Source organism: Mesorhizobium sp. L103C119B0 (assembly GCF_000502235.1).
Classification (GTDB): domain Bacteria; phylum Pseudomonadota; class Alphaproteobacteria; order Rhizobiales; family Rhizobiaceae; genus Mesorhizobium.
This window is the reverse complement of record NZ_AYXE01000044.1, coordinates 1-8,905: the sequence shown is the minus strand read 5'-3', so window position 1 is coordinate 8,905 and position 8,905 is coordinate 1. Positions and strand designations below refer to the sequence as shown.

Below are 8,905 nucleotides of genomic sequence, written 5' to 3'. Positions count from 1 at the left end.
CCGGCCGGAATGAAATCGGAATGACTGGCCGGCTTCAAATCGGATCGATGGCCGGCTTCGTCGGAATACGCAATCCACACCGCCATTGCGGCGCTGCGCTTTCTCTACAAGGTGACGCTCGATAGGGATTGGGCGCTTGAAGAGGTTCTGCCGCTTCCCAAGAAGCCGCAGAAGCTGCCAATCATCCTCAGTCCCGATGAAGTTCGGTTCCTCGGTTGCGTCCTCTTCGTCAAACACCACGCCATCCTGATGACTTGCTATGCCGCCGGCTTGCGCATCTCGGAAGCGGTTCAGCTGAAGCCCAGCACATCGACAGCCAGATGTTGGTCATTCGTGTCTAGCAGGGCAAAAGGCCAAAAGGACCGCTATGTGATGCTGTCGCCCAAGCTGCTGGAGATTCTGCACGACTATTGTCGCGCTATAGGCGTGGCTCTTCCCCGGCGATCGTACCGACCAGCCGATCACCAGGGATGCGGTGGGACACGCATGCGCGAAAGCGCGCGACCTCTCCGGCTTGTCCAAACCGGTCATCCGCTCGCGATGTCGGTATGACAAAGCGTTTGTATGAAGCTTCCACGCTCCGTCGCCCCGCTGTGCGCCACCAGGTCGGCCTCGACGAATCCAGGCGGAGGATTCTGTCAGTCGGAGAAGGTGCGGGGAACGCTGCGCCGGAGCGCGGTGGACGCTGTACTGCGACGGCGTCTCGGCCCACAAGCGGTGTCTCGAACCTCGCGAAGGGCGCGGTCGATCGTTGCCGCACTCATCGCCAAAAGCCGCGTCCGGATTTCCGGCGCAAGCTGAAGATGCCCGTGACGCTCCATCGCTTCGAGGATCGGCGCCAGCGCTTTCAGCCGCTTCCCGCAGATCCGGTCCGAGGCCTCCCACAGCACGATCAGCGCTTCACCAACCGCCTCGTCATAAAGCCGCCGCTCCGGCCGCGGCCTCGAACGGCCCACCTGCGGTCCGTTGCCCAACAGGCGCATCGTATCCGGTCATGGCGCGCCATCCACGGCGAAGAGCAGGAGGTTATCTTTCGTCGGCTTCACGAACCCGGCCGGCTCGGGTTGTCGGATTTTACCGACATGTGCAGCCTGGGCGTGTCGATCGCCGGCCAGGCGCTCGATCATCTGCTCTACCGCTTCCGGCTTATCTTGTTCGAGAGCGCTAAGGGACCGGCTCTCGTCAAATAAATGCGACATGGGACGCCTCCTTCTGATGGTGGTTTTACAGTGCCGAAGGGTGCCACACGCTCACCGCTCGCCCCATAGCATCTCAGCCCCACGCTCCAGGCCGTTCCTCAAGGCACCTGCGCTATCCGAAGGTTATCACCCCGCGGCGCCGCCACTCCCCGAACGCCACGTCGTCAACTCCATCGCCACCATTCGCATTAGACTCGCACGCGCCTTGGCGCGGCGCCTGCCATGATGTCCATGCTGTCAGAACTATTTTATGACACAGTAAGCTAAGCCGCAGATTGGAGTTCGAAAAGTTGCCGTGGCGCACTTGTCAATACTTCAACCCCCGACTCGGTCACACGAAAGATCGGAAGAGCACACGTCTGANCCAGCCACGATGTCCATGCTGCCAGAAACTAAGCCGCAGATTGGAGTTCGAAAAGTTGCCGTGGCGCACTTGTCAATACTTCAACCCCCGACTCGGTCACACGAATGGCCTCGCTAATAAGATATCCGAAATCTTCCTCGATCGCCCAATTACCCAAATGCAGATGGAACGTCATGTTCGGCTTCAGCACCGTCATATCCCCTTCCTTGAGACTAGCTGTATCCTCCGTCCAATCAATTCCAATGGGATAGCCGCAGCGCGACTCTTTCTTGAGGCCCATCTTTTCCAGAGTGCTATAAATTGCTCGAGCTACGTCATGACAGGTGCGCCCCGCGCGGACCGCGCCTAGCCCAGCTTCCAGACCGGCTACCTCAGCCTCATGTACTCGGCGCAGACGATCGGAGGGTCGGCCAATTGAGAAGGTTCGGCTGATCGGCGCCGTGTAGCCGTGCCGAACGCCAGCGATCTCAACGTTCACCTGAGACCCATGGCGAAGGACATCTTCAGTCCATGTGATGTGGGCTGCACCCGTGCGCGGCGAAGTAATGAAAAAGGGGGTTGCGAGCCATGTCCCGGGCTTGTCATTGGCGCCGCACACCAGCGTCTTCATGATCTCAGAAACGGCATCGACTTCACGCACTCCGGCGCGGATCACCTCCGCGGCACGCATGATTCCCGCGTCTGCAATAGCCGCCGCCTCCCTCATAAGGAATATCTCGAGATCGGATTTAACCGTTCGGATCCAGTTTACGGTGCCGGTGCAATCGACTGTCCTCGCGTGGGGCAGTCGAACCTTAAACTTCTCCGCCGAAGGCACAAACAGCCCACCTAGTTCGAGCCCCACACCGCGATTTGAAAGCCCGACATCGCTGATGAAATCGATTATCGCGTCGTAACCATCCACGTCAGGACTGCCCACGAATGCTTCTGGATAGCCGATTACCTTATCGCGCTCCATAAAGGTTTGATGCAGGGCCGCCGGCGCATCCATCTTACGCAAGATAAACGTGGGCTCCTCTTGGTGGATCGAAACCACTAAACCTTGCGCGACATAGGCAGATCGGGCGGTGTAGCCCGTGAGGTAAGTGATGTTCGAGCTGTTGGTAACCACCAGCGCCTCGATATCCCGTTGTGCCATTTCCGATTTCACTGCGCCAAGTCTACGCAAGTACTCTGTTCGGGGAAACGCCTGCGGCGCCTTGTCGATGTTCATCCTGTCGCTCCTTCAAGATTTCGGGGTCAGCGCGGCGGCCAACGGGGATTGTGATCGTCTCAAGATAACTGAGTTTCTTGGGCGAAGGGGTTAGTTTTCAGCATCCGTCGCAGGAATTCTGCGTCCTGCTTCGACTTCCTAATGCACTTATGCTTTTCGGTCTTTCGATCTCCAGTGCGCCGAGCGGCGGACGGTGGTTTGTTCTCAACCCATAAAGTGGACGCCTTCCGAAACTGGCGGGTCGAGTGGTTTCATGATTCTAGTCGGCATTGATTTGCCAGAGGTTGGCGGATGCAGAGACAGCGGGGTTCTGGGACTTCGAGCATCGGTTGAAGGAAAATTTCTCCACTTTGATAATGCATGCCCGATTTACGAGCTCACGCCATTTTTTCGAGCCTCAAAGAATGAGAGCCGATGGTTGTAATGGATACTATCTGGCCTTGTAGTTGACTGCGGATCGTGCCCCGCTGAGTAGATGCTATGGGCGAGCGGCGAGGGTGTGGCATCCTTAGGCGCTGTTANGTTGACTGCGGATCGTGCCCCGCTGAGTAGATGCTATGGGCGAGCGGCGAGGGTGTGGCATCCTTAGGCGCTGTTGGATCCACCATCAGAAGGAGGCACACCATGTCGCAGTCTTTTGACGCGAGCCGGTCCCTTACCGCTCTCGAACAGGATAACACAATTGTCGCCGTCATCGAAATGAGCAAGGCGAAGTGGCCTCTCTATTCGGCTGGTCAAGGTCAAGCGCTTTCGAGCTTTTCCGCGTCTCCTGGCTTTGATGTCTTTCGCAGGGTCTTGCTTCTCTCCGGGATCGGCCCTTTGGGCCCTCCCACCATGGGGTCAAAAATGATGAAGCAGAACAATCTGATTGGCGTTCTGGTCGTCATTTGCCGACCGAACTAGCCACTTCACGAACTTACTCCACCAACGTCCCGCGAAGGACACGATCCGCCGGGTTGCGGATTCCGTCATCTCCTTTTCTGCCGCGCCGTAATCCGATGAGATCAGATGGCGGCCGGCAAATCGTCCTTCCTCCAACAGAATTCGGTACCGTCACTCATCATGCGATGCATGATGACCGCTAACCGGCGAGCGAGCGCGACAATGGCGTTTCGCTTACCGCTCCGTTTGGCAATATTCATCGCCCAGGCTTTCAACCATGACCATTTCTTCACGGTGGTTAGCAGCGACTGGGCAGCTTCTTAAAGCAGCGTTCGCATCATTGCGTCATCGCACAATGAGACGCGGCCAACGCGCTTACTTTCCCCCGACTCTTCGAGCTTCGGCGTCAGCCCCAGTATCGGTCCGACAGCCTTCGAATTCTTGAACCGTTGCGCAATGTCGATAGTGCTCGTGAATGCCAGCGATACGACGGGACCGACACCGGGGATCGTCATCAACAGCCGGCACACCTCATCGTTGCGCACGATGTTCAGAACCTTCTTGTGCAACCGGGCGAATTCGTCCCGCAGTTTACGCCTCGCTGTCAGCAGCGGCTCCATGATCTGGAGATCAGCCATGCTGTCGACCAGCTCGCGGATACGCTCCTCGAATTTGACCGCTCCAACGTTCCCGACCTTCAGCCCGAAATTGCGCAACAGTCCGCGAATATCGTTTTCAATGGCGATCGCCTTTCCTTGCAGCAGCTTGCGCGCCGTCAGCAGGGCTCGCCGCTTCTGGCTCGTCAGCGTTTTGACATGCACAGGACGATACAGGTTGACCCGCATCATCTGCGCGATGCCACGTGCATCATTGCGATCGGTGTTGTTCGGCTGAGCCTTCAGGAAGGCTTTTACATGGCGCGTTTCGATGCAGATCACCGGCAGGCCGGCCCTGGCTAGGGCCTCGAATAGCCACTGCGATAAAGGTCCGGCTTCGAGTCCAACCCGCTCAAGAATCCAAGCCGGATCTCGCAATACTGCGATCAGGTCATCGGGATGGCTGGGCACCTTCACCTCTCGGCAAATCTTGCCCATTTCATCGACAATGCAGATGGAAGTCTCTTTCACCGAGACATCAAGGCCCGTATAATGCTTCATGCTGCGCTTCCTTTCCGATACTTGTGGCTGTTGCAAAACATGACCACGTTTACCATCGCTCGAAGCGCAGCACCTTTCTCCTACCATCCACCGCGGTCCAAGGGTGAGGCTCAAGCCGGATACTCCATCGGATTGCCGCGCTTGTTCCGGGTTCAAGCGCCAGCCGCTGAAGAAGATTGATGCCGACGCGCCATCGTTGTTGAAGCTGCTGCAGCGTTGGCGCGACGAAGCCGGGCATGCGATCAAGCGGATCGCCCGTCGCCTATGAGGCGACCGGCGACGGCTTCTCGCTGGCTGCGGGCGCGACGTTGAGGCCTATGCCATCCACCTGCCAGCGTTGCGGTGTCGCGTGAGCACCGGCGTGCCGAGACAGATGGGCTCGAGACGGAGCTTTTGATGCGCGCCTTCCTCGGCTGGCTGCGGGCCGAGAAGCGCCATTGCAGTATGGCGGCGATCCCGACACTCGAAGAAGAGGACGCGCGGCGGCCGACCGCGAACGGCAGACCTTGGTCGGTGAGCAGACGCGGCTCGTCGACCGCATCAAGGCGATTCTCGCCCGCTTCGGCATTCGCAGCTTCCGCTTGAGCCTGCGCAATGCGGCCGACAGGCTCATGGCCATCCGCGTAGCGGAGGGAACGCCGCTGCCGGACAACACCCGCGCCGAGTTGCACCGCTTGCTTGAGCGGCGATCTGGTGCGTGCGCAGATCCGCACCATCGAGGGCGACCGCCTGCGTAGGCTCGCCGCGGCTCCGGCTGCACCAGAAGGCCCGCATGCGATGGCTGCGCCTCATGGCACGGGTCATCGGCGTCGGTGTCGAGACGGCGGACATGCTGGTCCACGAATCCTGGCGCGCGGCTTGCGCGATCGCCGCGCGGTGGCGCGCTATGCCGGGCTCAGGCGCCCACAGCGCAATCAGAAGCTTGCGCGCCAGCGCCACGATCATCGTCTTGCGCGTGGCTTTTTTGCGGCCGTCGGCCGTGCGCGCCTCGAACCATTGGACGAGGGCACTGTCCTTCTGGAAAAGGAGAAAGCGCCCGGCCAGTTGGATCATGCCATGCCGCACGCGGGCACTGCCGGCGCGTGCCAGCCCCTTCTCGCGGCGGCATTTGCCGCTCTCGTCCGGCGACCCGTCGTCACCATGGGCGAGGCGCCACAGGGCGTCAGCTTGCGTGCGGCGTGATGGGGCACGTGGGAGGAGGAGAGTAACGCACACCCCAATTGGCTAGCCCGCAGCAGGGTCTGCCGATGATGATCTGAGGGGGCGGCAACCCGAAGCTACACATGGTCCTCGGACTGCGGACGTAGAATGATCACGCTCGCCATTTGGCTGCGGTGCGGACAGGCGCCGCCGAGCCCCTTCCGGAACGACACTTCATGATCGCGCAGCGCATGCCCTCACCGCCATGCTCCGTATTCGTCGCCGCGGGCGCCGGACCGGCAACTCTTGATCCATCCTACGAAGAGGGATGCGCCAGGCCGCCAATGGGACGCATGGCAATCCGACCGACGACTTCCGCCATCAAGATCCCTGCCTCCACAATGGCATCCTCCGCCGCCATTGCGTTCCCAGAACCCTTCATCGCCCCGGCGAAGACGATCCCGGTCACTGCTGCGGGCTACAATCCCCAAAGCGCCTGACCGACCGCGCCTCCGTTCAATCCGGCTTGCAATGAGGTCCCACAATGCGCTTGGCCGCCCGCTCGTGATGCGGACCTCACAGATGCCTCCAGATTCCCAAGAGGGGTCTTCGGTGATTTATAGGAGGTCGGCTTTTGGAGGGGCCGGCCATGGATGGGAACTGGCAAGCTGATTTGGAGCGATGGCTAACGCCCGTTTGTTGGGACGCCGCGGCACAAGACGAGAGCACGGATGTGCCCGGCGTATATCGTGGGATTGATCGGCCCTGGCGATCGCAAGAGCGTTCAACCGATGGCGGCACGTGCTGGCAACGTCAGCTACGACCAACTGCACCATTTCGTTGCGAGCGGCGTCTGGAACGCCGCGCCGTTGGAAGCGGCGCTGCTCGCCGAGGCCGACAGACAAGTTGGCGGGAACGATGCGTGGCTGATCATCGATGACACCGCACGCTCGTGTCACTGACGCTGGCCTCTGGCGAAGTGCCGGTTATGGTAGGGTTGCGGCTCTCAGGTTCGCACAGCCGGCGTGCGCTTCGGCTGCGTGCTTGCCGATGCCGGATATGGCTTGAGTGCCCCCTTCCGGCAGACGCTCACCGCGCGCGGCCTTACCTGGACCGTCGGCATCCCGTTCAAGCAGAAGGTCTATCCGCCGACGTGGCGATATTGCGATGATCTTCCCCGCTGCCGGACGCGGCCGCCCGCGCATCGGCACATCCCCGATCCGAAGTCGATCACTGCGCATGCGATGCTGGAGACAGCCCGATGGAGGACGGTTAGTTGGCGGCGTGGTACCAAGGGTCGCCTCTCAGAACGCTTCGCCGCTGTCCGTGTCCGGTTACCGACGGTCCACCCCAGCGCATCCGCGACATGGGCGCCTAGCACCTGCCCGGCGAGGAGATCTGGGTTATCGGCGAGCATCGCTCGACCGGCGAGCGCAAATATTATCTCTCCAACCTTCCCGCTGACACCCCGCTCAAGCAGCTCGCAGGCGCTATCAAGGCGCGCTGGGTATGCGAACAGGCGCATCAGCAGCTCAAGGAAGAACTCGGCCTTGACCATTTCGATCCGGCACGCGTTGATGATGATCTGGCAGGCAATCCTAAACGCGCTCGAACAACCCCCGCCAATCCGCTGCCCGCACTGCCGCAGGTCCCTCTTCGCTAAAAATCTGCCAAAGTAGTGCTTCTGTAATGGGCCCTTGCTCGTCAAGTCCCTTCGAGTGATCATCACGCTGCTGGGATCATGCTTCTGTCCGTGGTCATCACCAAGATTGCCACATCATCCCATCAGATCCTTAAGCCGGCAGGTCAATCTAGGACACGTGATTTGCCGAAGCTTCACAACACTACTCCCGACCTTGCCAAGCCCTCGTCCCAGCGACGGGACCTCGAAGAAGCAGTGCCTCTGGCGCCTGCTCCGCTGCCTTGTTCCTCCTTTACGCGGTGACGGTGTCCTTGCCCCAACGGAACTGACTGACATCAGCGCCCATATGCGGTGAAGAACGGTGGCGAGCTTGCGGGCCAGTGCCACCTTTGCCCGTTTCATGCCGCGCCGCTTCGCTACCTCCATCGCCCAGCGTTTCAGGGCCGATAACCGCGTGGCGCGCGTCAACATGATATGCGCCGCTTCATAGAGTGCGGTTCGCACCATTCCATCGCCGACCTTGGTGATACCGCCGTCGATGTCGGTCTCGCCGGATTGACATTCTTGGGCGTCAGTCCGAAGTACGCGCCGACGGTTCGGGATTTTGCAAACCGCCCCGTATTATCGGCTGCCGAGCGATAGGTAAGCGACGCAACTTCCGGCGCACAACCACCGCGCCCTCAGCGTCCACGCCGTGCACCTGAAAGACGTGCTTGGCGACATCCAGACCGATTGTGCTAACCTTCTCCATGGACGGCTCTCCCTCATGTGACCTTCGACAGCCACACTTTGGCACATTGCGATGCCGGGAGCGGAGGCCGTCCACCACATCAGGTCACTCCGTCGCCAACCAGTTACCTGACCGGCGTGACGCCTCCCAAGCTACGTCGAGCGACCGGCAGCGCAGCGTTGTGTAAGCTTCCTAGTTCTGGCCTGCTGCCGGTTTTTCGGACACGAGGTTAAGCTAACATAGCTTGTTGCTCGAACTCCACGGGGCTCAGATAGCCCAGCGTCGAGTGCCTCCGCCGAGGGTTGTAAAAGCGCTCGATGTAGTCGAACACGTCCGCCCTCGCGGCATCTCTCGTCCTGTAGACCTTGCGGGCTGTCCGCTCGGTTTTCAACGACGAGAAGAAGCTCTCCATCGCAGCATTGTCCCAGACATTGCCCGACCGACTCATCGAACACGTAATGCCGTGGTCGGTCATCAGGCGCTGGAACTGCTCGCTCGTGTATTGGGCGGATTCAAACGGTCGTCGCAACAGGGTCGATTTCTCTTTTCATGAGCCATTGGTCAAGCGCTTCAGCTGG

4 protein-coding genes and 8 pseudogenes are annotated in these 8,905 nt (G+C 60.1%); 6 read left to right on the top strand and 6 right to left on the bottom strand.

What is annotated here, in order from left to right:
- Positions 1–39 precede the first annotated feature (39 nt).
- A pseudogene (locus tag X728_RS01000000167470) lies at positions 40–529 on the top strand (tyrosine-type recombinase/integrase); the annotation flags it as partial.
- Between the two features lies 1 nt (position 530).
- Here the strand turns inward: X728_RS01000000167470 and X728_RS0136710 are convergent.
- Positions 531–929, bottom strand: a pseudogene (locus X728_RS0136710) (transposase); the annotation flags it as partial.
- A 42-nt stretch (positions 930–971) separates the two neighbouring features.
- Between X728_RS0136710 and X728_RS1000000169890 the strand changes: the two are divergent.
- A pseudogene (locus X728_RS1000000169890) lies at positions 972–1,148 on the top strand (IS21 family transposase); the annotation flags it as partial.
- A gap of 443 nt (positions 1,149–1,591) precedes the next feature.
- Here X728_RS1000000169890 and X728_RS137275 read toward each other — a convergent pair.
- On the bottom strand, positions 1,592–2,776 hold the full coding sequence (locus tag X728_RS137275; protein WP_023833266.1) for a Xaa-Pro peptidase family protein: 1,185 nt from the start codon (positions 2,774–2,776) through the stop codon (positions 1,592–1,594).
- A 624-nt stretch (positions 2,777–3,400) separates the two neighbouring features.
- Between X728_RS137275 and X728_RS0136700 the strand changes: the two genes are divergently transcribed.
- Positions 3,401–3,679 carry a hypothetical protein gene (locus X728_RS0136700; RefSeq protein ID WP_031196222.1) on the top strand — a complete coding sequence of 93 codons (279 nt, stop codon included), beginning with the start codon at positions 3,401–3,403 and terminating at the stop codon, positions 3,677–3,679.
- Positions 3,680–3,780: 101 nt separating this feature from the next.
- On the opposite strand, the pseudogene X728_RS00370 reads toward X728_RS0136700, so the two are convergent.
- Positions 3,781–4,815 (bottom strand): annotated as a pseudogene (locus X728_RS00370) (IS110 family transposase).
- Between the two features lie 437 nt (positions 4,816–5,252).
- Here X728_RS00370 and X728_RS1000000170790 point away from each other — a divergent pair.
- The 3 genes and pseudogenes from X728_RS1000000170790 to X728_RS1000000169880 form a co-directional block, all read left to right on the top strand.
- The gene (locus tag X728_RS1000000170790; RefSeq protein ID WP_155924065.1) at positions 5,253–5,552 is read left to right on the top strand and encodes a hypothetical protein; all 300 of its coding nucleotides are present in this window, start codon (positions 5,253–5,255) and stop codon (positions 5,550–5,552) included.
- A 121-nt stretch (positions 5,553–5,673) separates the two neighbouring features.
- A complete protein-coding gene (locus X728_RS1000000170785; protein WP_155924064.1) occupies positions 5,674–5,997 on the top strand; it encodes a hypothetical protein in 324 nt (107 codons plus the stop codon).
- 607 nt (positions 5,998–6,604) lie between these two features.
- Positions 6,605–7,519 (top strand): annotated as a pseudogene (locus X728_RS1000000169880) (transposase); the annotation flags it as partial.
- 370 nt (positions 7,520–7,889) lie between these two features.
- On the opposite strand, the pseudogene X728_RS01000000167455 reads toward X728_RS1000000169880, so the two are convergent.
- The 3 pseudogenes from X728_RS01000000167455 to X728_RS137280 all read right to left on the bottom strand — a co-directional run.
- Positions 7,890–8,259, bottom strand: a pseudogene (locus tag X728_RS01000000167455) (transposase); the annotation flags it as partial.
- A pseudogene (locus X728_RS1000000170780) lies at positions 8,244–8,348 on the bottom strand (IS110 family transposase); the annotation flags it as partial. The pseudogenes X728_RS01000000167455 and X728_RS1000000170780, both read right to left, overlap by 16 nt.
- A gap of 208 nt (positions 8,349–8,556) precedes the next feature.
- Positions 8,557–8,835 (bottom strand): annotated as a pseudogene (locus X728_RS137280) (IS3 family transposase); the annotation flags it as partial.
- Positions 8,836–8,905: the final 70 nt, after the last annotated feature.